General features: G+C 73.3%; 25 protein-coding genes. 13 read left to right on the plus strand and 12 right to left on the minus strand.

What is annotated here, in order from left to right:
* Positions 1-251 precede the first annotated feature (251 nt).
* The 4 genes from ACH45N_RS15795 to ACH45N_RS15810 form a co-directional block, all read right to left on the minus strand.
* A complete protein-coding gene (locus ACH45N_RS15795) occupies positions 252-2240 on the minus strand; it encodes a SigE family RNA polymerase sigma factor (protein WP_397397479.1) in 1989 nt (662 codons plus the stop codon).
* Between the two features lie 529 nt (positions 2241-2769).
* Entirely contained in the window at positions 2770-3525 is a 756-nt protein-coding gene (locus tag ACH45N_RS15800; RefSeq protein ID WP_397395461.1) for an SDR family oxidoreductase, read from the minus strand.
* 58 nt (positions 3526-3583) lie between these two features.
* Positions 3584-4315: an SDR family NAD(P)-dependent oxidoreductase gene (locus ACH45N_RS15805; RefSeq protein WP_397395463.1), complete on the minus strand. Its 732-nt coding sequence runs from the start codon at positions 4313-4315 to the stop codon at positions 3584-3586.
* A gap of 67 nt (positions 4316-4382) precedes the next feature.
* Positions 4383-5219 (minus strand): SDR family oxidoreductase, encoded by an 837-nt coding sequence (locus tag ACH45N_RS15810; protein WP_397395465.1) that lies wholly within the window; start codon positions 5217-5219, stop codon positions 4383-4385.
* A 95-nt stretch (positions 5220-5314) separates the two neighbouring features.
* Between ACH45N_RS15810 and ACH45N_RS15815 the strand changes: the two genes are divergently transcribed.
* The 3 genes from ACH45N_RS15815 to ACH45N_RS15825 all read left to right on the plus strand — a co-directional run bounded on the left by ACH45N_RS15815 (position 5315) and on the right by ACH45N_RS15825 (position 7258).
* Positions 5315-5887, plus strand: coding sequence for a TetR family transcriptional regulator (locus ACH45N_RS15815; protein WP_397395467.1), 573 nt, complete (start codon positions 5315-5317; stop codon positions 5885-5887).
* 103 nt (positions 5888-5990) lie between these two features.
* Positions 5991-6869, plus strand: a complete 879-nt coding sequence (locus tag ACH45N_RS15820) for an SDR family oxidoreductase (protein ID WP_397395469.1) — start codon at positions 5991-5993, stop codon at positions 6867-6869.
* Positions 6869-7258: a DUF2255 family protein gene (locus ACH45N_RS15825; RefSeq protein ID WP_397395471.1), complete on the plus strand. Its 390-nt coding sequence runs from the start codon at positions 6869-6871 to the stop codon at positions 7256-7258. The genes ACH45N_RS15820 and ACH45N_RS15825 overlap by 1 nt, the downstream gene beginning before the upstream one ends.
* Positions 7259-7296: 38 nt before the next feature.
* On the opposite strand, the gene ACH45N_RS15830 is transcribed toward ACH45N_RS15825, so the two are convergent.
* Entirely contained in the window at positions 7297-8595 is a 1299-nt protein-coding gene (locus tag ACH45N_RS15830) for an ABC transporter permease (RefSeq protein ID WP_397395473.1), read from the minus strand.
* Positions 8596-8668: 73 nt separating this feature from the next.
* On the opposite strand from ACH45N_RS15830, the gene ACH45N_RS15835 reads away from it, so the two are divergent.
* Positions 8669-9355 (plus strand): MerR family transcriptional regulator, encoded by a 687-nt coding sequence (locus tag ACH45N_RS15835; RefSeq protein WP_397395475.1) that lies wholly within the window; start codon positions 8669-8671, stop codon positions 9353-9355.
* Positions 9356-9410: 55 nt separating this feature from the next.
* Here ACH45N_RS15835 and ACH45N_RS15840 read toward each other — a convergent pair whose 3' ends face one another.
* Positions 9411-9548, minus strand: coding sequence for a hypothetical protein (locus ACH45N_RS15840; protein ID WP_397395477.1), 138 nt, complete (start codon positions 9546-9548; stop codon positions 9411-9413).
* A 298-nt stretch (positions 9549-9846) separates the two neighbouring features.
* Between ACH45N_RS15840 and ACH45N_RS15845 the strand changes: the two genes are divergently transcribed.
* Entirely contained in the window at positions 9847-10680 is an 834-nt protein-coding gene (locus tag ACH45N_RS15845; RefSeq protein WP_397395479.1) for a hypothetical protein, read from the plus strand.
* 10 nt (positions 10681-10690) lie between these two features.
* Here the strand turns inward: ACH45N_RS15845 and ACH45N_RS15850 are convergent, their stop codons facing one another.
* Entirely contained in the window at positions 10691-10936 is a 246-nt protein-coding gene (locus tag ACH45N_RS15850) for a hypothetical protein (protein WP_397395481.1), read from the minus strand.
* Positions 10937-11018: 82 nt separating this feature from the next.
* Between ACH45N_RS15850 and ACH45N_RS15855 the strand changes: the two genes are divergently transcribed.
* Positions 11019-11774, plus strand: coding sequence for an alpha/beta fold hydrolase (locus tag ACH45N_RS15855; protein WP_397395483.1), 756 nt, complete (start codon positions 11019-11021; stop codon positions 11772-11774).
* Here the strand turns inward: ACH45N_RS15855 and ACH45N_RS15860 are convergent.
* Positions 11743-12297, minus strand: coding sequence for a DUF1990 family protein (locus tag ACH45N_RS15860; protein ID WP_397395485.1), 555 nt, complete (start codon positions 12295-12297; stop codon positions 11743-11745). The two genes, ACH45N_RS15855 and ACH45N_RS15860, sit on opposite strands and share 32 nt — an antisense overlap.
* A 95-nt stretch (positions 12298-12392) precedes the next feature.
* On the opposite strand from ACH45N_RS15860, the gene ACH45N_RS15865 reads away from it, so the two are divergent.
* Both ACH45N_RS15865 and ACH45N_RS15870 read left to right on the plus strand, forming a co-directional pair.
* Positions 12393-13043: a hypothetical protein gene (locus ACH45N_RS15865; RefSeq protein ID WP_397395487.1), complete on the plus strand. Its 651-nt coding sequence runs from the start codon at positions 12393-12395 to the stop codon at positions 13041-13043.
* Positions 13044-13152: 109 nt separating this feature from the next.
* Positions 13153-14013: an alpha/beta fold hydrolase gene (locus ACH45N_RS15870; RefSeq protein ID WP_397395489.1), complete on the plus strand. Its 861-nt coding sequence runs from the start codon at positions 13153-13155 to the stop codon at positions 14011-14013.
* Here the strand turns inward: ACH45N_RS15870 and ACH45N_RS15875 are convergent.
* Positions 13997-15271, minus strand: a complete 1275-nt coding sequence (locus ACH45N_RS15875) for a hypothetical protein (protein ID WP_397395491.1) — start codon at positions 15269-15271, stop codon at positions 13997-13999. The genes ACH45N_RS15870 and ACH45N_RS15875 overlap by 17 nt on opposite strands.
* Positions 15272-15385: 114 nt before the next feature.
* Here ACH45N_RS15875 and ACH45N_RS15880 point away from each other — a divergent pair, with 114 nt between their 5' ends.
* From ACH45N_RS15880 to ACH45N_RS15890, 3 genes are all read left to right on the plus strand, one after another.
* Positions 15386-16807: an FAD/NAD(P)-binding protein gene (locus tag ACH45N_RS15880; protein WP_397395493.1), complete on the plus strand. Its 1422-nt coding sequence runs from the start codon at positions 15386-15388 to the stop codon at positions 16805-16807.
* Positions 16808-16912: 105 nt separating this feature from the next.
* Positions 16913-17935, plus strand: a complete 1023-nt coding sequence (locus ACH45N_RS15885; RefSeq protein ID WP_397395495.1) for a hypothetical protein — start codon at positions 16913-16915, stop codon at positions 17933-17935.
* 572 nt (positions 17936-18507) lie between these two features.
* Entirely contained in the window at positions 18508-20916 is a 2409-nt protein-coding gene (locus tag ACH45N_RS15890; RefSeq protein ID WP_397395497.1) for a glycoside hydrolase family 3 C-terminal domain-containing protein, read from the plus strand.
* A 19-nt stretch (positions 20917-20935) separates the two neighbouring features.
* Here ACH45N_RS15890 and ACH45N_RS15895 read toward each other — a convergent pair whose 3' ends face one another.
* The 3 genes from ACH45N_RS15895 to ACH45N_RS15905 all read right to left on the minus strand — a co-directional run bounded on the left by ACH45N_RS15895 (position 20936) and on the right by ACH45N_RS15905 (position 23793).
* A complete protein-coding gene (locus tag ACH45N_RS15895; RefSeq protein WP_397395499.1) occupies positions 20936-21583 on the minus strand; it encodes a TetR/AcrR family transcriptional regulator in 648 nt (215 codons plus the stop codon).
* Between the two features lie 63 nt (positions 21584-21646).
* Positions 21647-22591, minus strand: coding sequence for a hypothetical protein (locus ACH45N_RS15900; RefSeq protein ID WP_397395501.1), 945 nt, complete (start codon positions 22589-22591; stop codon positions 21647-21649).
* A gap of 122 nt (positions 22592-22713) precedes the next feature.
* Entirely contained in the window at positions 22714-23793 is a 1080-nt protein-coding gene (locus ACH45N_RS15905) for an N-acetylmuramoyl-L-alanine amidase (protein WP_397395503.1), read from the minus strand.
* Positions 23794-23876: 83 nt separating this feature from the next.
* Here ACH45N_RS15905 and ACH45N_RS15910 point away from each other — a divergent pair, with 83 nt between their 5' ends.
* On the plus strand, positions 23877-24314 hold the full coding sequence (locus tag ACH45N_RS15910; protein ID WP_397395505.1) for a VOC family protein: 438 nt from the start codon (positions 23877-23879) through the stop codon (positions 24312-24314).
* A 105-nt stretch (positions 24315-24419) separates the two neighbouring features.
* Positions 24420-24779 (plus strand): GntR family transcriptional regulator, encoded by a 360-nt coding sequence (locus tag ACH45N_RS15915; protein ID WP_397395507.1) that lies wholly within the window; start codon positions 24420-24422, stop codon positions 24777-24779.
* Positions 24780-24815 lie beyond the last annotated feature (36 nt).

Consider the following 24815-nt stretch of genomic DNA (forward strand, 5'->3'; position numbering starts at 1 on the left):
ATTCCGATCCGCGACCTTGCTCAAGGTTCACGACTCTCTCGCGACGGAGCGTGGCGTCGCGGGCAGACACTTCCCGCCGACGTACCCATTGCCGCACGCCGGTCGGCGGGCCTGCCGTGCGGCGGGATGCCGTTGCGCCCGAGGCCTGACTCATGACCGCACCGACGTGCTGGTCGTCGCTGTGGGCGTCGACGGGTGCTGCATGGTCGGGCAGTGCCTCCATGCAATCTGGAGTTCATAGAGCGTCCGCATCAGCCACGCTCCAGGGTGGGGACAACGGTGCCCTCCACCAGCCACTGTCGTGCGCCCGCGTCCTCGAGCCAGGCGGTGCGGTCGCCGGCGAGGCTAGCGGTTACCGACCCGCCCGGGAAGCGTGCCAGGTCCGGGCCGTCGTACCCTGACGCCGACTCCGTCGCACGGTACAGGTAGGACGTGCTAGCCGGGTTCTCAGACTCGGGGTCCGTGCTGGTCCACGAGAGCACGCTGCCCGAGGCGCGGAGATCGTCGACGACGCCACCGGAGAGCTGAACGACACTGTCGCCGTCACCGACCCGGTCCAGGACATAGAGGATCCCACCGGACTCGGCGCCGACGGGCGCGACCGTCCAGGCGGCGACCTCGTCCGACAGAACGACCGCTCCGACCTCGGACGCAGAGTCGTGCTCTACCTCGACCAGCACGGTTCCGGAGGTGTCCCCGCCTGCCAGGTCGTCGAACAGCCGGATCGTTGTTGTGCTGGTCGTGCCGTCCCCTGGAGTCAGGACGGCGGCGATCACCTCGTCGTCGTCTGCCGCGAGCGCCGTGACTCCAGCTGCGAGCTCAGCAGGTGTGCCGTCGCCGTCGAGCGTTGTGGCGAATAGTCGGGTGTCGCTGGCCGCGGGTCCGGCTGTCCACAGAGCGTGTTCCTGGGTAGCGGCGATCAGCCATAGGCGTTCCTCGGTGGTGACCACGGGGTCGACCACGGTGGTTAGGGTTCCGTCGGAGTCGATCAAGGTGCGGACGAAGCTCGCGCGGGGCGAGGTGTTCTCGGCCGCGTACTCGCTCCAGACAACTCGGTCCCCGGTGACGGTGAGGTCGGTCGGGGTCACTGTGGCGCCCTGGTACGACGTCAAGCTGGTTCCTGAACTGCTTGTACCCAGCGCCCAGGAGTTTTGGACGATGCTTGGGCTACCGGTCCGGTGGTTCTCGCCGAACTGCCAGAGCAGTCCCGCATCGGTCAGCCCTCGCGGCTCGGGCAGCGGTTCCCCGTCAGCGGAGACCGGAACCCCCGACCGGTCGCGGTAGCCGGGCGTCGCCGGCTGGACGTCGACGTCGTAGCAGCTCAGAGAGCGCGCGTCGGCGGCATTGACCACGACGGGCTGGTCGAGCGGGCCGACGTCCTCGCCGGCCTCCGAAGCACGGGTCGGCGTAGGCCTGGGCAGTTCTTCCGGACAGACGACTGGCGTGTTCCCCGTCGGGTCGAGGTCGGGCCCGGGGATGCGGCCGTCCAGCAGTCGGGCGATGAGCTCCCCGCCCGGAAGCACCACCGGGCCGAACCAGGGCAGCGGGACCGAGCCCCGGGTCAGCACCCCAAGCACCAGCAGGACCGCCACGCACACCGCCCCGACCCCCTGCCGCCTCCGGCGTCGCCGCAGCGCGTCCCGGCTCCGGTCGAGAACGGCCTTCTCGTCGACGACGACCGGCTCAACCATCTCGTCCTGGGCGACGAGCAGGTCCCGCAGCCGGGCCAGCCCGCGCGAGTTGGCCGCCTTCACCGTGCCGACCGCGATCCCGAGCTCGCGAGCGACCTCCGCCTCGGGAAGGTCCAGCAGGTGCCGCAGCACCACGACCCGCCGCTGGTTGAGCGGCAACCGGGCCAGCCCACGGACCAGCTCGTCGCGCAGCACCACGTCCCCCGCATGGTCCGACGTGTGCGGGATGGGGATGTTGTCGTCGCCCGGGAACGACTCACGGTGTGCATGGCGCCAGGCGTCGATGCGCAGGTTGACCAGGATCCGCCGGGCGTAGGCACGCTCCGTGCCGGGCCGGACCTTGGCCCAGGTGCGATAGACGCGCTCGAACGTCGACTGGACCAGTTCCTCCGCCCGGGGCCGGTCACCGCACAGCAGGTACGCGGTGCGGTGCAAGTAGGTGCTGGAGTCCCGGACGAACGCGGTGAACTCTGCATCCCGGGTCCGAGGCACCCCGACCCGCACTTCGAGCGGCGCACCGGCGCCTGCCGCGCCGTCGCTCGTTGGCATGCTCACCTGAACTCGCTCGTCATCGCTACGCTCTCCCACCTCATACCCTCCCCTACGGAGAGTGTCAGCCAAAGGTTGGCCCGGCCGCTTCTACGGCGCAGTGGACCTGGCCGAGGTGCGCGCTGTGCGGCCCGACGTCGAGGGCGCGTTCGGGCTCGGGCTTCTCAACTCTGGGCAGTTTCGGCACTGAACGGCGCCGGGCTGCCCATACGATCGCTACGGCTATGCACCTTCGCTGTTCAGCTCGTCGATCCGGCACATGGCATGCCGTGGGTCTGCCGGGGATCCGACGGGCAACCTGGCCCTGATTTGCGCGAAGCCCGTCGGATCCCTTTCATCACTGCCGGTAGAACTGCACGATCGTCCCGTCGCGCTGCAAACCGATCACGTAAACGTGGCCGTCGATCTCGAGGCTGAACTGGGAGCTCGCACGGCTCCCTTCCAGGTAGTCGCGGATCTGTGCCTCGTTTTGATGGACGACCGCCGTCAGGTAGCGGTCGAGGTCGGCGATCCTCGTCCTCGCTGCGGCTTACTGCGGCAGCCCGCCGGTGACGGTGATGGTGGTGCCACTGACCCAGCGGGCGAGGTCGCCGGTGAGGTACTCGGCGGCGTCGGCGACGTCGTCGGGTGTACCGATGCGGTCGGCGATGCGGCCGGCCGCCTGCATGCCCCGGAACGGGGAGTCGGCGGGGACGGTGTCGATGAAGACCCCGGCCTCGTCGATCGGTCCGGGCATGATGGTGTTGACGGTGATGCCACGCTCGGCAGTCTCCCGGGCGAGGACCTCGGCGAAGTACCTGCCCGGGGCCTTGACTGCCGTGTAGAGGCCGGCCCCCGCGACGGGGGCGACAATGGCCGTCGAGGCGATGTAGATGATCCGGCCGCCGTCGGTGACGTGCTGGGCGGCGCGCTGCATCGTCAGCAGGGCGCCCTTGGCGTTGACGTCGACCATCCGCTCGATCTGCTCGTCGGTCAGGTCGGCGATCGGCGTCCCCAGCAGCTCCAGCCCGGCGTTGGCCACCACGACGTCGACGGCGCCGAACCGCTGCTTCGCCTCGGTGAAGAGGTGATCCACGTCCGCCGGCCGGGAGACGTCCGCCTGTACGGCGATCGCCTGCGCCCCGCGTTCGGTGACCTCGGCCACGGCCTTCTCGGCGTTGGCCGCGTTGGACGAGTAGTTGATCACGATGTTCGCGCCGAGCTGTGCGTAGCGCAGCGCGATGGCCTTGCCGATTCCCCGGGCGGAGCCGGTGATCAGCGCGGTCTTGCCGCTGAGATCTGTCATGTCCTTCTTCTTCCTGATGCTGAGGGTGGGTGGGTCGTTCCAGGCATGTGCTGGGGAGTCAGCTCGCCGCCGGCGCGGGGAATCGGTACTCGACCTGCTTGCGGTCGGTGTAGAGCTGCCAGTAGGTCTGGGCGAGTTCGTCGGGGTCGATGACGTTCAGGCCGGTGGTGCCCCCGGTGGCCTCGGCGAGCATCTCGGGGGTCATGGCCTGGTAGGACTCGCTGTCCTTGATCAGGGCCGCCAGGGTCGCCACTCCCGCGTAGACACCGGAGTCGGCGACCTCGCCGTGCAGCGAGTAGACGAAGTTGCGGATGCCGGCCATCGCCGGGCCGATGCCGCTGATGTAGGGCTGCGGCTCCGCGGCGGTGAAGCCGCCAGTCACGAGGAAGCCGCCCGCCTTGCGGTCCAGCATCTCGGGCAGCACCGCGTGGGCGATCGCGACCGGGCTGAGCAGGAGCAGGTTGACGTACCGGCCCAGCTGCTCGCTGTCCAGCTCGGCAGCGGGAACGAAGGACGTGCCGCCAGGGATCGGCTGGTAGGAGACGACGTCGATGCGGCCGAAGCGCTCCTTGATGGCCGCGACCGTCGCCGTCGCGTTCGCGGGGTCGAACAGGTCGGCCGGGAATGCCGCGGCCTCGACGCCCTGCGTAGCGAGGTCCTCGACGATGGCGTGCAGCTTCTCCGCACGGCGGGCGACGAGCGCGACCCGGAAGCCCTCCTTGCCGAAGCGGCGCGCCAGCGACGTCCCGAGGCCGGAACCGGCACCGAAGATTGCGATGACCTGTGACATGGGGTGTTCCTTACGTTCTGAAGGTGGTCAGTTCTGAGGGAGCGGGGGCGGCTCGGAGGCCGGCAGCTCAGAAGTCGATCGAGGCCGCGGTCTGCTTGCCGGCCTCGAGCTCGGCGAGCCGCCCGGTCAGTGCGTCCTTGATCGCCGCGTAGGCGTCCGAGCCCAGGGCCAGACGTCGGGGCGCGGGGCTGGTGACCGAGGCGTCGATGATCGCGGCTGCCACCTTGTCCGGGTCACCGGGGCCGGCGGCGGTGATGTTGGTGGCCGAGCTCAGGTACTGGTGCAGCTGGCCGACGGGGCCCGAGGCATAGACCGCCAGAGGCTCCGCGATGTCGAGGTTGGCGCCGAAGCCGGTGCGGATGGTCCCCGGCTCGACCATCGTGATGCCGATGCCGAACGGGGCGACCTCCCCGATCACCGACTCGAAGAAGCCCTCCACACCCCACTTGGAGGCGTGGTACATGCTGGCGCCGGGGGTCGTGATCTGCGAGCCCATGGTGGACAGCTGGATGAACCGCCCGCCGCCCTGCTCACGCAGGTGCGGCACCGTCGCCCGCAGCAGGTGGATCGGTGCGACGAGGTTGAGCGCGATCTGCGAGTCGATCACCTCGTCCGACAGCTCCTCGGCCGCCCCGACCGATCCCCGTCCGGCGTTCGAGAAGATCACGTCGATCCGCCCCAGCTCGGCGAAGGCACGCTCGACCACCGCACGCAGCTGCTCGGTGTCGGTCACGTCCAGGGCCGCGGTCCACAGGTGCTCCGGGTACTTCTCGGCCAGGTCTGCGAGCGCCCCGGGCCGACGAGCCGTCGCCGCGACCCGGTGACCGTCCGCCAGGAGCCGCTCGGTCACGCTGCGGCCGATCCCGGCCGATGCCCCTGTGACGAACCAAGTCTGCGATGTCATGGTGCCCCTCTCCTAATCCAACTGGGTGGTTTAGTTGGAACGCTAGCGACCTCGCGAGTGGAAGTCAACCGGATGGTTGGTTTAGTATCGACGGCATGGCTTACGACTCTGCGGCAACCCGGGCACGACTGCTGGCGGCGGGCTACGACGAGTTCGTCCAGCACGGCCTGGCGGGCGCGCGCGTGGACCGGATCGCCACGGCCGCCTCAGCGAACAAGCAGGCGATCTACCTCTACTTCGGGTCCAAGGAGGCGCTCTTCGAGGCGGTCCTGGCCGACCGGCTGCGTGTCCTGGCCGACGTCGCCCCCTTCACCCCCGACGATCTGCCCGGCTACGTCGGAGCGCTCTTCGACGCCCTGGTGGCCGACCCCGGCGTCCAGCGACTGAGCCAGTGGCGGACGCTGGAGGTCCCCGAACCGTCCGAGGGCGAGGTCGAGTCGCACGTGTCCAAGGCCACGCAGCTCGCCGAGGCCACCGGCGCGAGCGTGGCCGCCGCGACCGACGTGCTCATGATCGTGTTCGCCGCCGCCGTGGGCTGGAACACCACCGCCGAGCAGATCAGGAATCCGCTGGGCGAGGACGGGGCGCGCCGGCTGGCCGCCTACCGGGACTCGGTGGTGCGCAGCACGGCCGCGGTGGCCGAGGCGCTCCTGCGACAGCCTGGATAGCGACAGCCCGGTCGACCGGCTGGGCCGCTCCCGGTCCGCACCGGGAGCGGCCCGCGCAGACCCGAGATAAACCATCCGGCTGTTTTAGTGAGGAGACGAGACGGTGGCTACAACGAAGACCTGGCTGGTGACCGGTGCGACGCATGGTCTGGGACGGGAGATGACCGAACAGCTCCTGCGGCGCGGCGACCGTGTGGCCGGCACCGGTCGGGACGAGGAGGCGCTGGCCGACCTGACACGCGCGCACGGCGACGCGTTCTGGCCTGCTGTGCTCGACGTGACCGACACCCCCGCCGTCCGACAGACCGTGGACCGCGCAGCGGCAGCACTCGGCCGGCTCGACGTGGTCGTCAACAACGCAGGCTACGGTCTGTTCGGCGCCGCCGAGGAGCTCTCCGACGCGCAGGTCGAGCACCAGCTGGCCACCAACCTGACCGGCTCGATCTCCGTGGCGCGGGCTGCGACACCGCACCTGCGCGCCCAGGGCGGCGGCCGCATCGTGCAGGTCTCGACCTACGGCGGACAGGCCGCGAGCGCCGGCGGATCCCTGTACAACGCCTCGAAGTTCGGCATCGAGGGGTTCATGGAGGCGCTGGCCAAGGAGCTGGCCGTGTTCGGCATCGGCGTGACGATCATCGAGCCGGGCGGCACGGCAACGGGTTTTCGGAGCAACGCACGGCTCGGTCAGCCCCTGGCGGCCTACGACGGGACGCCCGCCGCTGCCGTCCGTGGCCTGACCACCGGCACGCGACCCGCTCCGGGGCACCCGGTCAAGGTGGCTGCGATGACCATCGCCGCGGCCGAGCAGGTGCCGGCGCCGCTGCGCGTCGTGCTGGGCAGCGACTCGTTCCGGTTCGTGCACCAGGCACTGCAGGACCGTCTGGCGGACGTCGCGCACCAGCACGAGCAGGCGGGTCGCGCCGATGTGAGCCCACCCGCACCCATCCGTCGCGAAACCCTTGAGAAGGAGCAGGAGGCCTGATGCACCCGTCATCCACGTTTGCCGCCACCGTCGAGCACCTCGACCGGACGGACACCGTCGCCCTGACGACGCCTTCCGCGTCCGGCAAGGACGTGCGCACCTTGATCTGGGCCGTCACGGTCGAGGGCGTGCCCTACGTCCGCAGCGGCTACGGGCCGGCAGGCCGTTGGTATGCGCGCGCCCTGCGTACCCGCCGAGGTGCCTTCCACCCGCGCGGCCGACGCCTGGAGGTCGGGTTCGAACCGGTATCCGACCCGGACCTCGACGAGGCGATCGACCGGGCCTACTTCGCCAAGTACGGCGACCAGTGGCCCACCCGTTCGATGACCACCGAACCAGCGCGCAGCTCGACCCTCCGCGTCGTGCCACCCCCGGACGTCGAACCCTGATGCGGTCCAGGGTCACATCCGGGTGGTCGGGGCAGCAGTCAGGCAGGTGCGCCGGTGGCCGTGGGGGCCGGCTCCCGGTGCGGCGGCCGGCGGTCGAAAGCGGGCACCTTCCCGTACAGGTAGGTGACGGCGAGCCCGAGCACGATGCCGGCCGACCCGCCGACGCCGACGCTCACCCAGGCGTCCGCGAGTCCCGCATCGGCACTGCCCTGGAAGTAGAACAGCGACCGGATCCCGTCGACGACGGGACGGAACGGCTCCACGACGGAGATCCAGCGGAAGAACGGGGGGACCGCCTCCAGGGGGACGGTGCCGCCCGAGGACGTCATCGACAGTGCGATGAAGAAGACGGTGTTGACCAGGGAGCCGATCCCGCTGCCGAAGATCGCGAAGACCGTCAGGGCGCTGGTTCCGATCGCGGCGACGACCGCGGTGGAGAACAGCCACAGCATCACCGGGTCGGCCACCGGTACCCCCACCGGGCCGGTTGCCACGAGCTGCGCCACCAGGGCGGCCAGCGGCGCGGCAGCGGTCAGGATGGCGAGCTTGGTCAGCAGGGTGCCGGGCCGTGAGACGTGCAGGTAGGGGCGGCGCTGCACCAGGGGGCCGACCTCGCTGGGCAGGAACCCGACGGCGGAGTCGACCAGCGGCCCGACCAGCGAGGCGCCGATGAACCCGATCAGCACCAGCACGAGCGAGTAGTAGAACGCGCTGGTCCCCATCCCCGAGCTGGCCGGGAGCTGTTCGTGCGGTGCGGAGACCACGCGGAACGGCTCGGCCAGGAGCGCCGCACCGGCCGGCGACAGGTCCCCCGGGTCCAGCTGGGCCGACAGCCGCTCCCCCAGCCCCTGGGCCACGCCGTGCAGGACCGGCGTCAGGTTGGCCACCAGGAGGCCGTTGGCCAGACCGCCGTCCCCGGCGTTGGTGACGATCTGCACGGTCGGGACGGTGACCTCGCGCGCTCCGGGCAGGAGGCTGGCGACCGCCCGGTCGAAGTCGCCGGGAATCACGACCGCACCGGCCAGCCGGTCGTCCTCGATCCGCGTGGACATCTGCTCGGCGGTCATCCGCGTCAGGGCGACCTTGTCGCCGACCCCGGCCTCGACGGCGTCGGCGACCGACGCCGCGAGGTCCGGCACCGGGAGGTCCGCGGCCGAGGGCGCGTCGGCGTTGCTCTGCTCCTCGACGACCAGGGCGACGGGCAGACCGTCCAGGTGGCCCTGCGGGTCGACGGTGGCCGACAGGTAGATCGCGGGCAGGAGCGCAGCCAGCCCCACGATCAGGACGACGGGTGTCAGCCAGGCGCGGTAGTGGCCGAGCGTTCGGATCGCGGACACGCTTTTCCTCTTCCCTCGAAGATACTTGAACTATCCAGCGGTAGGATAGTTGCAATATCCACGAGGGGGCAAGATGCAGATCTCCGAGCTCGTACGCCGGGCCGACGTGCCGCTGGCAACGGTCAAGTTCTACATCCGCGAGGGGATGCTCCCGGCGGGCCGGTCGACCGGTGCGCGCCGGGCGGAGTACGACCAGGAGCACCTGGACCGGCTTCGACTGATCCGCTCGATGACGGTCGCGGCGGGGCTGCCCTTGCACCAGGTCAGGCAGATCCTGCGGATCATCGACCACCCCGACAGGGGCGTCTACGAGACCCTGGGCCGGGCCGTGGAGGTGCTGGCTGGCGCGACGGAGACGACCGAGACCCGCGCCCCCGAGGCACCGGTCGCCACCGGGGCGGCCATCCATCCGCGGGCGCGGGCGGCCGTCGCCCAGCTGGGCGACGCGTACGCCCGCTCCAGCGAGCACCTCGCGGCGTTCGCGCAGCTCGACCGCGCCCTGCTCGCCGCCGAGGAGGCGGGCCTGCCCGCAGACCCGGCGAGACTGCGGGTGTACGGGGAGCACGTCGCGGCGATCGCCCGCGCGGAGGTCGCGCAGATGCCGGCCGGGGACCGGCAGGCCGCCGTGCAGTATGCCGTGCTCGGCACGGCGCTGTACGAGCCGGTCCTGACGGCGCTGCGCCGCCTGGCGCACCAGAACCTGGCCGCCGACCTGCCCGACGCACCGCCTGCGGCGCGGATCGACCCACCGGCACCGTAGGCCGCGCACAAGGCGCGCGGCGACACCACCCGCACTCCCCCGCGGGACGGCGGCGTCAGGCGGCACTCACGTTGGACGGCCCGTAGTAGGCGCGCATCTGGGTGATCAGGCCGTCGTCGTCGAACTGCATGACGTCGATCGAGCTGATGGTGGTGTGCCCACCGTCCAGGGGCAGCCGCACCGTGAAGGCCATGGCCGCGCCGTCGGTGTGCCTCCAGCGTGCCGAACGATCGACGGTGCACTGTCTTCTTCGCCATGGGTCCTCCTCCACCCACCAGGTGTCGATCGCGCCCACGATTCGTTCGAGCAGTACGTCCCGACCGCCCCCACATCTGTCCCAAGCAACTTTGGGCAAGATTTGGGTTTCAGGTGGCCTCAGGGGGCCATTCCTGTCCACCACAGTCCAGACGTCCTGACGCATCCATGCGGCAAGGACGCCACTCCCGCCGATGTAGTCGACCTAGATCGGGCAGAGCAGTACGTTTTGCCCCATGAGCAGTGACAGCGACGCGCCTCGGACCGAGGGCGGCGAGAAGACTGAGCGGATGGACCGCCTACGGGCTCTGCTGAACAAGCCCATCAAGATCCCGGAGTCGGCGTCGGCCGACACCGAGGACGCCGACTACGCCGCAGCCGTGGCAGCCGCCGCGACACCCCAGGGGGCCAGGACTCCGATGTCAGCCGAGGGAAAGACCCCCCAGGGCGCCAAGGCTCCCGTCGAGACGCCGCCCGCGGTCAAGGCCGCCGCCGAGGCGCTCGACCGCCTGACCGAGGAGGAGAAGGAGGCCGTCGTCGAGGGCGCCGGGCCTGGCAAGAGCCGGTCGCGGCGCACCTGGGCCGATGCCTATCTGGCCAAGCCGGACAAGCCATTGACCCCGGAGGAGGTCCGCGCCGAGCTGACCGTCGCGCTCAAGGAGCAGGGTGCCGACCTGCGGGAGCTCGTCGCGAAGCGGGGCGACACGCAGGAGAAGACGCTCAGGGACGCCCTGGAGACGGGCCTCGAACAGGGCCTCGCGGCGGCGCGGGAGAAGACCGTGGCCGAGCTGGCCACCCGGTTCGACGGCCGGCTCGACGAGCAGGCGGCGGCGGCCGAGCGCGCCGCCACCGAGGCCCGCGCGGAGGCCGAGCGGCTGCAGGGCGAGCTCGACACGCTCACCACGACCGCCGGCACGCTGCGCGGCGACCTCGACGCGGCACGCACCGCCGCCGACGCCGCGCGCGAGACCGCGGAGGCCGCCACGAGGAAGGCGGCCACCGCGACCACGTTCGCGTGGGTCGGCATCGCGCTGGCGGTCGTCGCCGCCGTGGTCGGGGTGGTGGTGTAGCCGCCGCGGGCTAACGCGGGTCGAGTCGTAGGTCGTCGAGGTCGGTGCCGGCGCGCAGCACGAAGCGCCGGTGCCGCCGCCCGCCCTGCTGTCCCCCACCCTCGGGTCGCCCGCCGCGGTGGCCGCCGTAGTACGTCGGGGTCTCGCGTACCGGCGCATAGGTGACCCGGGGGCCGGTGAACAGCCCGTCCAGCAGGGCGGCGAACGCCACGTCGACGGGCCCGTCGAGTGCCTGACCTTCCGTAGGTTCGTACATGTGTTCGAGTATATCCGCCGCCTGGACGGGAGTCCACCGAATGCGTTGGCCCGTGCCGCGCCGCCGCCGTTACGGTCGGCGGATGATCCTCAGTCACGACACCACGGGTTCCGGCCCCGCCGTCCTGCTCCTGCATGCCGGCGTCGCCGACTCCCGGATGTGGGACCCGCAGCGCGCTCCCCTGGCCCGGCACCACCGCGTGATCCGCTGCGACCTGCGCGGCTACGGCGACACCCCGCTGACCAGCGCACGGTTCGACAACGCGGGCGACGTCAAGGCGCTGCTCGACTCGCTGGGCGAGCGGCCCGTCGCGATCGTCGCGGCGTCCGCGGGCGGCCAGGTCGCCCTTCAGGTGGCGTCCGAGTGGCCCGGCCTCGTGTCGCACCTGATGCTCATCAACTCCGCCTACGCGCTGCCGCCCACGCGTTCGGTGCAGCGCTTCGCCCGCCGCGAGGACGCGCTGCTGGAGGCGGGCGACCTGGACGGCGCCACCGAGCTCAACGTCGCCACGTGGCTCGGGCCCGACGCGGACGACGACGCCCGCGAGCTGGTGCGGACCATGCAGCGCCACGCCTTCGACGTGCAGCTCGCCGCGGGCGACGACATCAACGAGGAGGCCGGCCCCGCGATCGACCTGGAGGCGATCACCGCCCGCACGCTCGTCGTCTCCGGCGGCCAGGACCTCGACCACTTCCGCGCCGTCGCGAACCACCTGGCCGGGCACATCCCCGGCGCCCGGCACACCCAGCTCGGCTGGGCGGGCCACCTGCCGAACCTGGAGCGCCCCGCCGAGACGACGGCGTTGATCACCGAGTTCCTGGACGACCCCCGCGACTGAGCTCCCGGGCCGCACGCAGGTAGCCGCGCGTCACGCGGTCCTGCACCCGCCGGGCCGCGGGCGGCACGATCCGGCTGCCCCAGAAGTCGTGCCGGGCCACGGCGTGGATCTCGAAGACGAGACCCCCGCCGTCGCGGCGCACGCGGAACGACTCCACGCCCGTCTCCGGGTGGTGCGGCAGCGTCGAGTAGGTGAACCCGGCCTCGTCGGGCTCGCGGACGACGTCCACCACCCGGCACGGGGCCGTGAACCACAGCGGCCCGACGTGCACGGCCTGCACCACGGTCACGCCGAGGCCGGCCGGGCCGGTCGGGGCGATCGTCAGCCCGGCGCCGCGGTGCACGGCCCAGCCGAACAGCGCGTCGGCGGTGTCCGCCAGGGACGCGTCCGGGTCCAGCTCCATCCGCTCGCGCAGCACGCGGGCACGCGGCGGCGGGGCGGCCAGCCAGCCGACGTCGGCCACCGGGTCGGCGCGCACGGAACGGTCGAGGACACGGGCGAGGTCGGGCCGGTTCAGCTGCACCCCGGCACCGTACCCGCGGGCGGGCCCGGATCTCACCCGGCCACCCGCCAACCGGTCATATGTCACAGATCGGCCGCCGTGTATGTTCCTCACCCATGGCGAGCGACCACGACCCCAGCGCCCTCGACGCCCCGATCCCGGCGGGCGGTGTGCCGCGCCACGCCTCCGCGAAGGAGCGCCGAGGCCTGAAGCCCTTCCTGTCGGACCTCAAGGCCGAGGTGCAGAACCAGCTCTCCCGCGCCGAGATCCCGGGCCGGGTGCCGCAGGCCGGAGCGGCGTCGGCCACAGCGGGGTCGGCCACGGCCGCCCAGGTCACGGCGGCGCAGGTCACGGCGGCGCAGGTCACGGCCGCACCGTGGCAGGCGCCCGAGGCGGCGCCCGGCGCCGTCCACGAGCCCTTCCCGCAGCAGCCCGACAACGCGACGGCGCTCGCCTCGGCCGCGCTGGCGACGGCCGACCACGCGGGCGCCGAGGCGGCCGCGGCCCGCGACGAGGCCGCCGACGCGCAGGCCGCCGCCGCGGCGGCGCGGGCGGAGGCCGCGACCGCGCAGGCCACGGCGGGCCGGGCCGACGCGCAGCTCGCGGCCCTTCGCGCGGAGATCGAGGCGGCCCACCGGGAGTTCGAGACCCTGCGGACCCAGCTCGACGACGACCGGGCGCGCACCCGACGGCAGGTGCTGATCGCCTGGGCCGGCGCGGGCGCCGCGGTCGTGGTCGCCGTGGTCGCCCTGGTCCTGGGTTTCTGACGACGCCGGTTCCTGACGACGCCGGTTCTGACGACGCCGGGCTCGCACGCCCCACCACGACCCGACGAACCGGCCGATGAGTTTTCAACGGCCTGGCCGTCAGACCCACATGACGGAGACCCTTGTCGACGTACCGGGCGCCCTGCTGTGCGCCGAGACCTTCGGCGACCCGGCCGACCCGGCCCTCCTCCTGATCGGCGGGATCGCCGGCCCCATGGACTGGTGGCAGGACGACTTCTGCCAGGCCCTGGCCGACGGCGGCCCGCCGGGCCGGTACGTCATCCGCTACGACCACCGCGACACCGGACGCTCCCGGACCGACCCGCCCGGGGCGCCGTCGTACACCGGCGACGACCTCGCGCTGGACCCGGTGCGCCTGCTGGACGCGCTCGGGATCGGCCGCGCGCACCTGGCCGGGGTGTCGATGGGCGGCGGGATCGCGCAGCAGACGGCGATCGAGCACGGGCGCCGGGTCGCGTCGCTCACGCTGATGTCGACCAGCCCGGTGACGCAGGACCCCGACGGGCCGACCCTGCCCGGCCCCACCCCCGAGGCGGCGGCCCAGTTCCACTCGCCGCCGCCGGACCCCGACTGGAGCGACCCGGACGACGTCGTGCGCTCGATCGTCGCGGCGGAGCGCGCGTTCGCGGGCCCCGGCTACGACGAGGACGCCGCGTTCGCGACCGCCCGCCGGATCGTGCGGCGATCGATCGACCCGGCCTCCGCGGCCAACCACTTCCTGGTCGAGAGCCGCCCGGTGCGCGGCACGCTCGCCGACGTCACCGTGCCCACCCTCGTGCTGCACGGCGACGCCGACCCGCTGTTCCCGCCCGAGCACGGCGCCGCGCTGGCCGCCGCCATCACGGGCGCGCGGCTCGTGCTGCTGCCCGGCGTGGGGCACCAGTACCCGCCGCGGTCCGCCTGGGACGTGGTCGTTCCGGAGATGCTCGCGATCAGCGCGCCGTCCTGACCGGCCGCGGAGGCCGGGGCACCTCGAACCGCACGGGCAGCTCTCGCGGCGCGGACGAGAACAGCGTCCCGGCCGAGCGCAGCGCCTCCGGCGGCACGGTCAGCGCCACCCCGCCGAGGCGGCGCAGCGCGGCCTGGACCGTGATCTGCGCGATCAGGGTCGCGGGGCGGCGCGCGGGGCACGCGTGCGGGCCCGCGCCCCACGTGAGATAGGAGAGGTTGCCGGACTCCAGCCAGATGTCGTCGCCGGTCCCCCGGGACTCGGCGCTCGCGCCCAGGATGCCCGGCACGACGGCGTCGCCCGCCGCGATCGCGTGGTCGCCGAGCGTGGTGTCGGCCAGGGCGAACCGCGGCGCCGCGTTGGGGGCCGGCGGGGTGGAGCCGAGCACGGCCTCCAGCGTGTCCGGCGCGGAGAGCCGCCCGCCCGAGCGCCCGTCGAACCGCGGGTCGGTGAGCCGCAGGCGCAGCGCCTGGGTGATCCACCCGACCTCGAACTCGCTGCCAAGGATGAGCGTGGCCGACACCGCGCTCTGCGCGTCCAGATCGGTGGGCGCGCTCGGGTGCCGCAGGATCGCGGAGGTCAGGTCGTCGGACGGCGCCGTGCGGCGGTCCGCGATCAGGTCGGAGATCAGCGCCCGCTGCGCGTTCAGCGCCTCGCCGCCCGCCGCCCCCTTGGCCTGGAAGACCTTGCGTGAGTGCCCGAGCATCGCCCGGGCCTGCTCCGGGTCCAGGCCGAACATCGTGGACATCACCAGCAGCGGGACGGCCCGCGCGTAGTCGGCGACGAGGTCGGCCTCGCCGGAGGCCAGCACGCGGTCCAGCGCGAGGCCGCACCAGTACTCGACCGTCGCCGCGAGGCGGTGCTCGTCCACGCTCTCGAACGCGTCGTCGACCAGCCGACGCAGGTGCCGGTGCCGCGCGCCGTCCACGTAGTAGATGCCGTCGCGCGGGGCCAGGACGCCGCCGACGCCGCTGCCCGGGCCGACGGTGCCGTCCGCGAACAGGCCCCAGTTGCGCGCGTCGCGCGAGTACAGGCCCTCGTTGCGCAGCACCGTGACCAGTTCCCGGTGGCCCAGCACGAGCCAGGCCGGCACGCCCGGCTCCAGGAGCACGGGCGCCACGTTGCCCCACCGGGCGCGCAGCCGCTCGTACACCGCGGCGGGGTCGGAGCCGCTCGTGGTCTCGCTCAGCGGCGTGAGGTCGGTCCGGCCGGCCAGGTCGGCCAGGCGCTCCGACTGAGTGGTCGTCGTGACTGTCATGGCTCCCCAGGTTCTGGGCGCGACGGAGGCGCTCGACGTCGTTTAGCCGGAATGTACCCCATGTCCGATGCGCGGTAATACATCGGCCCTGGTCGCAACCGTTATCCTCGGGCCATGCAGCGGACCATCGCCGTCGTCGGCGGCGGGGCCGCCGGCGTCATCCTCTCGGCCCACCTCGTGCGTGCGGCCGCGTCACACGGGCCGCACCGGCAGGTGCGGGTCCTGCTGATCGACCCCGCGGAGACACCCGGCCGCGGCCTCCCCTACCGGACCACCGACCCCCGGCACACGCTCAACGCCGTGGTCGCGCGGCTCAGCGCCTTCGACGACGACCCTGAGCACCTGCTGCGCTGGTGCGCGTCGGCCGGCGTGCCCGCCGAGCCGGGCACGTTCCTGCAGCGCGCCGACTTCGGCCGCTACCTCACCGAGCTGCTCGGCTCGGTGCCCGTGCCGGACGGCTCCGCCGTGGAGCACGTGCGCGGCACGGTGGTGGACGTCGTGGACGGGCCGTCCGGCTGGGCCGGGGCGGGCGTGTCCGGGACTGGCGGCGGCGGGGCGAGCGTCACGCTCACCCTGGCGGACGGCGGCACCCTGCGCGCCGACGCCGCCGTGCTCGCGCTCGGCACCCCGCCGCCCGTGCGGCTGCCCGAGTACGAGCCGTGGGGCGAGCGGTATGTCGCGGACCCCTGGTCGCCCGACCTCGACGAGCGGGCCGCGGGCGCCCGCCGGGTGCTGGTCGTGGGCACGGGCCTGACCACGCTCGACGTCGTCGCGCACCTGCACCCGCTGCTGCCGGACGCGACGTTCACCGCCGTCTCCCGGGGCGGCGCCCTGCCCGCTGCGCACGCCGCGGACCCGCTGCCGCCGGCCGTGGAGGTCGAGCTCGACCGCGCGTTCTCCCCCGCCGGGACGCTCGACACCGCCGTCGACGTGGTGCGGCGGCGCGTCGCCGCGGAGCGCGCGGCGGGCCGGGACTGGCGCGCGGTGATCGACGCCGTCCGCCCGCAGGTCAACCCCACCTGGTCCCGGCTGACGGCCGACGAGCAGGCGGCGTTCCAGCGCGTGCACGCGCGCTCGTGGGAGAACGTGCGGCACCGCATGTCCCACGCGATGCGCACCCACGTGGACCGGCTGCTCGCGGACGGCGTGCTCACGGTCTCCACGGTCGAGGCGGTGTTCGGCGGGGTGGATGCTCCGGGCCGGGACACGGGCCGGGACACCTCCGCGTTCGACCTCGTGGTGGGCGCCACGGGGTTGCCGGCCCTGACCTCACCCGGCTGGAACCCCCTGGTGGACGCGCTGGTCGCGCGGGGCGTGCTGCGGCCCCACCGGCTCGGCACGGGCCTCGACCTGACGCCGGACGCCGCGCTGGTCGACGCCGCCGGCGTCGGCCACCCGCGGCTGCGCGCCATGGGGCTGGCCCGGCGCGGGCTGGAGTGGGAGTGCACGTCGGTGCCGGACCTGCGGCGGCAGGCCGCGCGGCTGGCCGAGGACCTTCTGGCCGAGGATCTGCCCGCGGACGGCCTGCCGGGCTAGAACTGGTCATCGAACTGCCATGTCACGGTTGCCCTGCGGCAACGCGTGGGGTGAAGTCTTCCCTCGAACACCCACCTGTCAGACCGACCGGGACGAGGGAAACAGATGCCTGGACCTGCACGAACACTGACGCTGGCCGTCGGCACGACGGCGGCCGCGGTCGCCCTGGGGATCGCGGCGGCGGGATCCGCCACCGCGGGGCCGCCGACGGCGTCCGCGAGCGCTGCCGACGTGGCGGCCGCGAACAACGCCGACCTGGCCCAGCGCTGGGCGCCCATCCACTACCAGGACGTGGACCAGACCGGCACGAACGCCCTGGGCGGCCGCTCGGACTACCTGGCCGCGTACGACTTCGACGGCGACCTGAACGCCCGCAACAACTGGGAGAACACCGGCAGCCACGCGCTGGCCGCCACGGCGTACTACTCGGTCATGGAGACGTCGACCCACTGGTTCGTGACCTACATGTTCTTCCACCCGCGGGACTGGTCGGACTCGATCTTCGACACGGAGCACGAGAACGACGCCGAGGGCGTCATGGTCGCCGTGCAGAAGGACGGCTCGGCCTACGGCGTCCTGCGCGGCGCCGTCACCGTGGCGCACAGCGACTTCTACTCGTACACCCCGCAGGGCAGCACCTGGGGTGCGGGCGCCGAGACGATCGACGGCACGCTGCAGCTGACGACCAGCCCGCACGACGGCCTGCCCCACCCGGTCACCGCCCAGGAGGCCAAGGGACACGGGCTCAAGGCGCGCCCCGGCTACGACATCAAGGGCGACGGCGTGATCTACTACCCGGCCGGCCGCGCCGAGGTGCCGGAGCACCCGGACGACCGCGACGTCTCCTACCGCCTGGTCGACATCCACGCCTCCGGCGGCCTGTGGGCGCAGCGGAACAACACCCAGCTCTTCGCGAGCGCGGGCACGTTCGCGGGCGACGCCTCCGGCAGCTGTGGCGATGGCGGCATCTCCTGCACGCAGAACTCCGCGAACGCACCGTGGGGCTGGGACGACGGCGACGACGTCCCCGGCCGCGGCGCCCTCGCGACGGACCCGGCGGGCCTGTCGGCCAGCTACTTCCGCATCCCGGAACCGCTGAACCGCACGTACATCAACAACCCGTACTGACCCGGCCTCCCGGCCCCCAGCCCCCAGCCACCGGCCACCGGCCACCGGGGGCGTTGACCACAGCAGTTTCTGCCAGGAGGGTCGATGTCGTGGCAGCAACTGCTGTGGTCAACACCAGAGCCGGGCGGCGGCCGGGGCCGGGGGCAGAGGAGAACCGGTGCGATCGGCCGCGCGGGGCGTGGTCGGTAGATCGTCAGGCGGTCGGTAGAGCGTCAGGTGGTCGGTAGCTCGAACTGCCGATCACCTGACGTTCTACCGACCGCGCGGCGTTCTACCGACCGCGGCGTTCTGCCGACCGCACGGCGTTCTGCCGACCGCGCGGCGTTCTGCCGATCACGGCCGCCGTCCGGGCATCCCATCGAGCCAGCTCAGGTTCAAGCTGAGGTTGAGAGTTCACCGCGGCTCAGCCTCAAGTCGAGGCTGAGCGTTGAGGGCCGGCGCCGTCCGGTCACGCCGCGAGCCGCCCGCGCGCCCTGTCACGCCGCTGTCTTCATGAGCCGACCGGGTGGTAACTTGAATTTCTACCACTCGGTAGGTTTGCAGCGCAACAGACCAGGCTAAGGAGTGCACACATGACCATCGAGGAGACCGCCGAGGCGCCGGCAGCCGCAGGATCGGGCGCGGGCAGCCGCGCGTTCGACGTCGAGCACGTGCTCGCCGCGCTCACGCTCGAGGAGAAGGCGTCGCTCCTGTCGGGCCTGGACTTCTGGACCACGCAGCCGGTCGCCCGGGACGGCGTGGCCGTGCCGGGCGTCATGGTCACCGACGGCCCGCACGGGCTGCGCAAGCAGGCCGAGTCCCCCGATCACCTGGGCCTGGGCACCTCCGTGCCCGCCACGTGCTTCCCGCCCGCGGCCACGCTCGGCTCCACGTGGGACCCCGCACTGCTGCGCCGCGTCGGCGAGGCGCTGGGCCGCGAGACCCGCGCCAACGACGTCGCCGTGCTGCTCGGCCCCGGCATCAACATCAAGCGCTCGCCGCTGAACGGGCGCAACTTCGAGTACCTCTCCGAGGACCCGGTGATCTCGGGCGAGCTCGGCGCCGCCCTCGTAGCCGGCGTCCAGTCCCAGGGCGTCGGTACCTCGCTCAAGCACTTCGCGGCCAACAACCAGGAGGCCGACCGCATGCGCGTCTCGGCCGACGTCGACGAGCGCACCCTGCGCGAGATCTACCTGCCCGGGTTCGAGCGCGTCGTCAAGCGGGCGCAGCCGTGGACCGTGATGTGCTCGTACAACAGGATCAACGACGTCTACGCGTCGCAGAACCACTGGCTGCTCACCGAGGTGCTGCGCGACGAGTGGGGCTTCGAGGGGCTCGTCGTGTCCGACTGGGGCGCGGTGCGCGACCGCGTCGCCGCCGTCGCCGCCGGGCTCGACCTGGAGATGCCCGCCTCCGGCGGACGGACGGACGCCGAGGTGGTCGCCGCAGTGCGCGCCGGTACCCTCGACGAGGCCGTGGTCGACGTCGCCGCCCGCCGCGTGCTGCGGATGGTGGCGGGCTCGCTGCCGGCGCTGGACGCCGCGGCCGCCGCCCGCGCCGGCTCAGGGGCCGAGGGCTTCGACGTCGACGCCCACCACGCCCTGGCGCGCGAGGCCGCCGCGGCCGGGACGGTGCTGCTGAAGAACGAACCGGTGGCCGAGCCTGTCGAGACCTCGCCGGGTCTCGACAACCTCGACCGGCGTGAGGGCGCGCCGCTCCTGCCGCTCGCCTCGGCCGAGGGCGTCGCCGTCGTCGGCGAGCTGGCCCGCACGCCGCGCTACCAGGGCGCCGGATCCTCGCAGGTCAACCCCACGCGGCTCGACGACGCGCTGTCCGCGCTCCGCGCCGCGGCGGGCACCGACGTGCCGTTCGCCGCGGGCTACACGGTCGACGGCGCCGACGCCGGCTCGGGCACCGACGCGGCGGCCCTGCTGGCCGACGCGGTCGAGGTGGCCCGCGCCGCCGAGACCGTCCTGGTGTTCCTGGGGCTGCCCGCCTCCTACGAGTCGGAGGGCTTCGACCGCGCGCACATGGACCTGCCCGCCGAGCAGGTCGCGCTGCTGGAGGCCGTCGCCTCGGTCAGCCCGCGGATCGTCGTGGTGCTGGCGAACGGCTCGGCCGTCTCCGTCGCGTCGTGGCAGCACCTCGCCCCGGCCGTGGTCGAGGGCTGGCTGGGCGGTCAGGCCGGCGGCTCCGCAATCATCGACGTGCTGCTCGGGGCGGTGAACCCGGCCGGGCGCCTGGCCGAGACCATCCCGCTGCGGCTTCAGGACAACCCGTCCTACGGCAACTTCCCCGGCGAGCTGGGGCACGTGCGCTACGGCGAGGGCCTGCTGGTGGGCTACCGCTGGTACGACGCGCGGCAGGCGGACGTCGCCTACCCGTTCGGCCACGGCCTGTCGTACACCACGTTCGCCTACGACGGCGTCGCCGCCGAGGTGCTGCGCCCGGCGTCCGGGGCGGACGAGGACACCGCCGCCGTCCGCGTGCGCGTGACCGTCACCAACACGGGCGACCGGCGGGGCGCCGAGGTCGTGCAGGTGTACGTCGGCGACCCCGAGGCCCAGGTGCAGCGCCCGGAGCGCGAGCTCAAGGCGTTCGGCAAGGTCGACCTCGCGCCGGGCGAGTCGCGCGAGCTCACGTTCGACCTGACGGGCCGCGACCTGGCCTACTGGCACCCCGTGCTGCGCCGCTGGGTCGTCGAGGGCGGCGAGTTCGTGATCTCGGTCGGCGCCTCGTCGCGCGACCTGCGCGGCGCGGCCGGCGTCGTCGTCGACGGCGAGGACGTGCGCATGCCGCTGGAGCCGCTGTCGACGGTGGCCGAGGCGATGGCGCACCCGGTCGTCGGGCCGCGCGTCCAGGCGCTCGTGCACGGCGGGGCCGTGGCCGAGGACATGCTCGGGATGATCGGCGACATGCCCCTGACCGTCGTGGCCGACTTCGGTATGGGCGGCTTCGACCGGGACGGCCTGGCGGCGCTGCTGGCGGAGGCCAACGGCTGAGCGCCCGGGCCGGGCGCCGTCAGCGCAGGATCAGGTCGAGGTAGCCGCGCAGGTCGGCAGCCATGTCGACCCGCTCGTCGCCCGGCCGTTCCAGGGAGAACAGCCACTGGATCTGGAGGCCGTCCATGAGCGCCACCACCGTGCGCGCCGCCTGGTCCGGGTCCACCCCGGGAGCGAGGCCGCCGCGCGCGGCCCGCTCCCGGAGGAGCTGGGACTGCTCGCCCAGCACGCGCGCGTACCGGCGCCGGAAGTAGTCGTGCGCCGGGTGGTCCGGTGACGTCGCCTCCGTGGACAGCCCGGCGAACAGCTCGACGAGCGGACGGCGCAGCCGGTTGCGCTCCACGAGGTTCAGCAGGGCCTCGAAGTAGTCGGAGCCGCGCTCGACGTCCTCCTGGAACGACTGCTCGTCCACCGCGTCGCGGTACTCCAGCACGGCCTCCAGCAGGGCGGCCTTGTTGGGGAAGTGGTGCAGCAGACCCGGGTGGGAGATGCCCACCCGGGCCGCGATGTCGCGCAGGGACGCGCCGTGGAAGCCGACGTCGGCGAACACGAGGATCGCCGTGCGGATGATCTCCTGCTGCGTCGCGCGGCCCTTGGCGTAGCCACCGCGCGGGCCGGTGGTGCTCCCCGGCCGGGTGGACGAACCGGTCTGCGCGCTGACGGACATGCGCCCAAACTACCTCGGCCGGGGCCGCGCCACGGCGTCGGGCTCCGTCAGCGCACCCCCGGCTCAGGCGAGGCGCGCGCTGGCCACGATCTCGCGGCCCACGTCGAGGCGGACGTCGGCCAGGCGGACGCCGTCCGGCAGCTTCTCGGCGAGGTCGATGTCCCGGCTGGTGGCGGCCTCGACCTTGCCGCGGATCGTCCCGAGCAGCGCGGCGACCAGCGGGTTGCCGCTGCCGAGCTGCACGTCGCGCACGGCGAGCACCATGTTCTCGTCGATGCTGACCGACGCCGTGGCCTGCACCCGCGCGGAGAGGAACATGCCCTTCCTGATCGCGGCGTCGACCCGGAGCGTCGCGGCCCGCGGACCCCGCGAGACCACGTCGAGATCCAGCCCGGTCAGCGTGATGCCCTGCTGCAGCAGCACGACGCCGAGCACCCCGCGGGCCGTCGCGACCAGCCCCGCCTTGTCGACGGCGACCCGGGCGTGGCCCGAGACCGGGTGGTCGGCGCTGGGTTCGACCGGCTGGATGCCGACCCGGCCGTCGGAGCCCTCGACCCAGTCGAAGCGCAGGTTGGTGAGCTCCACCGTGATGTCGACGGGCAGGTCCACCGCGACGAGCTGGTGAGCGTCCACGCGCAGGTGGCGCAGCGTGCCGGGCTCGCGGCGGACCACCTCGGGGCGCCAGCGCTTCGCGGCGGACGCGGGCTGGGCAGGGTGCGTCGGGTGGCCGGGCTGCGCGGGGTGTGCCGGGGCCTCCGGCAGGCGGACGACGACGCCCGACAGGTCGATGACGGCGGACGCGATGTCCGCGCCGTCGAGCTCCGCGGTGATCGGCGCGCGGTCCAGCCCCACGGCCTGGCCGCCGACCTCGTCCGCGAGCGTCGCGCGGATCCGCGCCTCCAGGTCGGCGCCGGCGGCGGGCCGGGGCGCGGTGCCGAGCGGGACCGGGTCGGGCGCGGGGCGGGCGGCGGGCTGGTCGGGTGCGGGGCGCTGGGCGGCGTCGGTCATGGACGCGAGACTAGCCGTGATCGCCCGGGCGGGGTCGGTGACCTGCGGTGCGAGCCGGGGCCCGGCGCCGTGGAGCAGGCGGGGTCGGGCGCCGTGGGGCGGGCGGGGTCGGCCCGGCGCCGTCAGACGCGGCCCTGGTTGAGGCGGCGCTGCAGGGCCATGACGGCGCGGGACTCGCGCGAGATGACGCCGTCGACCGGGGTGCCGAGGTAGCGCTGGAGGGCGCGGATGGTCTGTGGGCCGATCTTGCCGTCGCGCTGGTCGGCGGGCATGCCGATCTTGCGCTGCAGGGCGGCGATCACACGCGAGCCCCGGGCGTCGGTGACCCAGCGCCAGCCGGTGGTCAGGCCCGGGTTGACGTCGCGCCAGGCGACGCTCTGGGACGAGACGACGCCGTCGACCGTGGTCCCGAGCTCCTGCTGGAGGCGGCGGGTGGTCGACGAGCCCCAGAAGCCGTCGACGGTCAGACCGCCGGGGTTGCCCGGGCTGGGCGGGGTGGAGCCCTCGCCGACGCGGATGTCGTCGAGCCGGGCGTACAGGTTGCGTCCGGGGCAGGCGGTCTGCGAGACGTCGCGGTGGCCGCCGAGCGGCGCGCCCTGGGTCCACCAACGGCCCTTGCCGGCGCCGTAGATGGCCGCGGCCGTGGAGATCTGGGCGGCGGTGGGGGTGTTGGTCTCGTAGTTGCCGGCGAAGCAGATGGACCGGGAGGTGCTGTTGCGCCCACCGGTGTGGGTACCGCGGCGGTTCCAGCTCACGCCCTGGTAGGCCCGGCCGGACGGGAAGATCACCACGTTGTACGAGATGCCGGTGCCGAACCGGGTCTGGCCCACGCTCTCCAGCGCGCGCATCTGCTCGGCCTCGGCGGCCACGCTCGCGCCGGGCGAGAGCTGCGCCGTGACCGAGTGGTGCACCCACACCTCGACGGCGGGGCCGGTCAGCGTCAGGTCCCCGTCGGGGTAGCGGGCGCCCCAGGACGCGCGGGTCGCGATGCTCACCGTGGCGGTGGGCTCGACGGTGGGCTCGACGGTGGGCTCGGCCGGCTCGGGGGTGGTGGTGGGCTCCGGGGTCTGCGGCGTCTCCGGCGTCTCGGTGGGTTCCGGGGCCGTCCAGGGCTCGGTCACCTCGCCCTGCGGCTCGTCGTCGGACGCGAGCACCTCCAGCACGACGCCGCCCTCACCCTTGATCTCGTACGTCTCAGCCACGGTTCCCCCTCGTGCCATGTTCCGTATATGTCGGTCATGTCTACCACCGTGCGGCAGGCGAGGCGAGCCCTTAGCGTGCAGGTATGACCACCGCCTGGTCCCTCACGATCGACTGCGCCGACGTCCGCGCGGTCGCTCGGTTCTGGATGCTCGCGCTCGGTTACGGCGAGCGGCCGCCGCCCGCGGGGTGGGACTCGTGGGAGGACTGGCTGGCCGCCCAGGGCGTGCCCGAGGAGGAGTGGCACGACGTCGCCTACCTCGCCGACCCCGAGGGCCGGCTGCCGTCCGTGTCGTTCCTCCGAGTGCCCGAGCCCAAGACGGTCAAGAACCGCGTGCACGTGGACCTGCAGGTCTCGGGCGGACGCGACGTCCCGCCCCGGGCGCGCGAGGAGCGCATCCGCGCCAAGGTCGCCGAGCTGGTCGCGGCGGGCGGCACGATCGCGTGGGAGGTCCCCGGGCCGGCGGGCCTGGACCACGTCACGGTGCGCGACCCGGAGGGGAACGAGCTCTGCGTCGTGTGACGGGCGCGAGCCCGTGCCGGCCGGCAGGGCGCGCGCCGGCCGGCAGGGCGCGCGCCGGCCGGCGGGGCGCGTCCCGGCCGGTCGAGCGGGGGTCGCGCTTGTACTGTGGCGAGCGTGATCAGCATCGACGCCGAGTCCTCCGTCCCGCCGTACGAGCAGGTGCGCACCTCGCTCGCCCAGCAGATGGCGGACCGGACGCTGCCCGTCGGCGCCCGGCTCCCGACCGTGCGGGCCCTGGCCGCCGACCTCGGGATCGCCGTGAACACCGTGGCGCGCGCGTACCGCGAGCTGGAGGCGGCCGGGCTCGTCGAGACCCGCGGCCGCGCCGGGACGTTCGTCAGCGCGGCCGGCAACCAGCGCCTCGCCCTGGCCCAGGACGCCGCGGCGCAGTATGCGGAGACGACCCGCGCCCTCGGGATCAGCCGGGCCGAGGCTCTCGAGATCGTCTCGGCGGCGCTCCGGTAGGCGGCGTCGCCGTCCGGCTCGGACGGAGCGCCGGGC

Source organism: Promicromonospora sp. NPDC019610, assembly GCF_044389365.1.
In the GTDB taxonomy this organism is placed as follows: domain Bacteria; phylum Actinomycetota; class Actinomycetes; order Actinomycetales; family Cellulomonadaceae; genus Promicromonospora.

What these genes read in the sequence shown, in the direction of transcription:
- ACH45N_RS15885 (WP_397395495.1), top strand. Translation starts at nt 16,913, where the DNA reads ATGCCTGGACCTGCACGAACACTGACGCTGGCCGTCGGCACGACGGCG.
- ACH45N_RS15840 (WP_397395477.1), bottom strand. Translation starts at nt 9,548, where the DNA reads ATGGCCTTCACGGTGCGGCTGCCCCTGGACGGTGGGCACACCACCATC.
- ACH45N_RS15895 (WP_397395499.1), bottom strand. Translation starts at nt 21,583, where the DNA reads ATGTCCGTCAGCGCGCAGACCGGTTCGTCCACCCGGCCGGGGAGCACC.
- ACH45N_RS15800 (WP_397395461.1), bottom strand. Translation starts at nt 3,525, where the DNA reads ATGACAGATCTCAGCGGCAAGACCGCGCTGATCACCGGCTCCGCCCGG.
- ACH45N_RS15805 (WP_397395463.1), bottom strand. Translation starts at nt 4,315, where the DNA reads ATGTCACAGGTCATCGCAATCTTCGGTGCCGGTTCCGGCCTCGGGACG.
- ACH45N_RS15815 (WP_397395467.1), top strand. Translation starts at nt 5,315, where the DNA reads ATGGCTTACGACTCTGCGGCAACCCGGGCACGACTGCTGGCGGCGGGC.
- ACH45N_RS15845 (WP_397395479.1), top strand. Translation starts at nt 9,847, where the DNA reads ATGAGCAGTGACAGCGACGCGCCTCGGACCGAGGGCGGCGAGAAGACT.
- ACH45N_RS15865 (WP_397395487.1), top strand. Translation starts at nt 12,393, where the DNA reads ATGGCGAGCGACCACGACCCCAGCGCCCTCGACGCCCCGATCCCGGCG.
- ACH45N_RS15850 (WP_397395481.1), bottom strand. Translation starts at nt 10,936, where the DNA reads ATGTACGAACCTACGGAAGGTCAGGCACTCGACGGGCCCGTCGACGTG.
- ACH45N_RS15910 (WP_397395505.1), top strand. Translation starts at nt 23,877, where the DNA reads ATGACCACCGCCTGGTCCCTCACGATCGACTGCGCCGACGTCCGCGCG.
- ACH45N_RS15880 (WP_397395493.1), top strand. Translation starts at nt 15,386, where the DNA reads ATGCAGCGGACCATCGCCGTCGTCGGCGGCGGGGCCGCCGGCGTCATC.
- ACH45N_RS15890 (WP_397395497.1), top strand. Translation starts at nt 18,508, where the DNA reads ATGACCATCGAGGAGACCGCCGAGGCGCCGGCAGCCGCAGGATCGGGC.
- ACH45N_RS15795 (WP_397397479.1), bottom strand. Translation starts at nt 2,240, where the DNA reads ATGCCAACGAGCGACGGCGCGGCAGGCGCCGGTGCGCCGCTCGAAGTG.
- ACH45N_RS15810 (WP_397395465.1), bottom strand. Translation starts at nt 5,219, where the DNA reads ATGACATCGCAGACTTGGTTCGTCACAGGGGCATCGGCCGGGATCGGC.
- ACH45N_RS15855 (WP_397395483.1), top strand. Translation starts at nt 11,019, where the DNA reads ATGATCCTCAGTCACGACACCACGGGTTCCGGCCCCGCCGTCCTGCTC.
- ACH45N_RS15875 (WP_397395491.1), bottom strand. Translation starts at nt 15,271, where the DNA reads ATGACAGTCACGACGACCACTCAGTCGGAGCGCCTGGCCGACCTGGCC.
- ACH45N_RS15825 (WP_397395471.1), top strand. Translation starts at nt 6,869, where the DNA reads ATGCACCCGTCATCCACGTTTGCCGCCACCGTCGAGCACCTCGACCGG.
- ACH45N_RS15870 (WP_397395489.1), top strand. Translation starts at nt 13,153, where the DNA reads ATGACGGAGACCCTTGTCGACGTACCGGGCGCCCTGCTGTGCGCCGAG.
- ACH45N_RS15835 (WP_397395475.1), top strand. Translation starts at nt 8,669, where the DNA reads ATGCAGATCTCCGAGCTCGTACGCCGGGCCGACGTGCCGCTGGCAACG.
- ACH45N_RS15900 (WP_397395501.1), bottom strand. Translation starts at nt 22,591, where the DNA reads ATGACCGACGCCGCCCAGCGCCCCGCACCCGACCAGCCCGCCGCCCGC.